2 protein-coding genes are annotated in these 1,196 nt (G+C 40.0%); both read right to left on the bottom strand.

The window, feature by feature from the left end:
* A partial coding sequence (locus tag AC27IB_RS23460; protein ID WP_487124054.1) for a YcxB family protein occupies positions 1-522 on the bottom strand: 522 nt, incomplete at its 3' end.
* Positions 523-655: 133 nt separating this feature from the next.
* Positions 656-919 (bottom strand): acyl carrier protein, encoded by a 264-nt coding sequence (locus tag AC27IB_RS23455; protein ID WP_487124052.1) that lies wholly within the window; start codon positions 917-919, stop codon positions 656-658.
* Positions 920-1,196: the final 277 nt, after the last annotated feature.

The following is a 1,196-nucleotide window of genomic DNA, read 5'->3' as shown; positions in this document are numbered from 1 at the left end:
TACATACTCGTTTATACAAGCTTTGAATTGCTCTATAGACCCAGATGATGCAAAGGCACTACGCGGTATTATGAGAGCATACATTTTATCGAGAAAGATATAATAGTCACCGTTGTTTACCGAGATCTCTTCAACGCAAGCCCATGAATACTGACATTTCGAAACGCTACTGACCTCGAAAAGTCCATCTGAAGTAAGTTCAATAGTCTTTGTGCCAAGTATAATTCCGTTGCTATTCGGGATACTGAATTTTTTTACTTTGTAATTTGCATGCAGAGAATAGCCAATAATTATGCAAAATGGTAAAGCGCCAATGAACGCAGACGCCCAATCAATATTTGAGCTTTTGGAGTTCGCAGATTGAAAGATAAACATGAAGAAGACGGTAATTAAAAGCCAAGCAATAAAATTTGTTATAAAGGCATAAAACTGGTTTTTAGTTTTAAAAGCTCTCTTTACTGCGAATTTTACAAAGTTTTGATAAGTGTCTCTTTCAACTTCAAAAGACATGATAAATTTCATATTACATCCTTGTATCTATAACTTCCGCACAACGGAAAAAAACATAGCTACAATACCAAGCGATGCGCAGGGAGCCTACATGTTTTTGTCCCTAGCGAGCGCAGCGAATGGTTAATGCGTTTGTTATGTGCGACTAGCCAAAACCTAGATCTTGGACAAACCGACTATCAAAAGTAACTTTATGCCTTGGCACGCTATAATCAGACTCTAGCACATCAAGTAAATCAGGCATCACTTCCTTAAAGCTGATATTAGTGCCCTTCTCTGCATTAACTTTACTGGCGATGTAATTAGCAAACTCTCCGACAGTGTAGATATTAGTAACTTCTTCATCGGGCATTTCTACACCAAATTTCTCTTCAGCCCACAATACAATTTCTACAGTATCCAAGCCCATGCTGAATTCCTTCTTAGCACATAACTTCCAAATATGGGGCGCAAACGCGTGGTGCATAATAGCGAAGCGCCCCGCGTGTTTGTGTCCCAGCGAGCGACAGCGAGTGCCATAATCGTTTGTTAGTTGCCGTAAACTCAAACTACGTGCTAACATTTGTGTACACGCATGTACGGAGTTGAAAATGGATACCCGCATACAATTCAGAGTTGACGAAGAAACGAAACGCCTAGCCCAATTAATGGCAGAAAGCCAAGGGCGTACATTAAGTGATGCATGT

The sequence above is a fragment of the Alteromonas sp. 4NH20-0104 genome, from assembly GCF_057547795.1.
This window is presented reverse-complemented; position numbering and strand designations above follow the sequence as displayed.